The following is a 594-nucleotide window of genomic DNA, read 5'->3' as shown; positions in this document are numbered from 1 at the left end:
CGATCTCATCATTGCCGTCCACCACAACCGGATGGCTCAGGTCGTTTTTGATGATGGCATCAATACTGTCACCTAACCCTATCAAACGTGCCACAATGCGGCGGTTGATGAAGTAATACGTCAAGAACATGCTCGTCATGATCGACAAACTAAAGCAGACGATCAAAACGTGGTTGCCATAAGACACACGCTCGGCGGTTTCACTCTTCACCTGTTTGAACGTTTGGTCCGCAGTAGAAACCAGTTCACCGATTTGTTGATGAATGGCATCCATGCTGAGCGCGATTTGCTCTTGTATTTTCTGAATATCGCCGTTCAGCGTCACTAATGACATCAATTGTTTATCGAACGCGCCTTCTGGACTCAACACAACCACAAGTTCTTGCAATAACTGTTTGTAAGCGATTGAGGTTGGCTGATTCATTAAGGTTGTGCTGCTTTCTTGCAGATCCATCAAGCGAAAGTGAATCACCTTCATCCCATTGTCGACCTGCTCCGGCATTGATGCGCCAGCAACATCAATCGCCATGTCGTACACCGCCGATTCAATATCGATGACCCGTTGCAAAGTACTCAATTGCACCAGCAAGTTTT

Annotated in this window: 1 pseudogene; it reads right to left on the bottom strand. The window is 46.6% G+C overall.

Features of this window, described 5'->3' with window-relative positions:
• Positions 1-594: pseudogene (locus R7Q46_RS28595) on the bottom strand (two-component sensor histidine kinase); the annotation flags it as partial.

Source organism: Vibrio sp. 811 (assembly GCF_033339195.1).
Note: the sequence above shows the minus strand (reverse complement) of the source record. Positions and strands in the feature narration are given on the sequence as shown.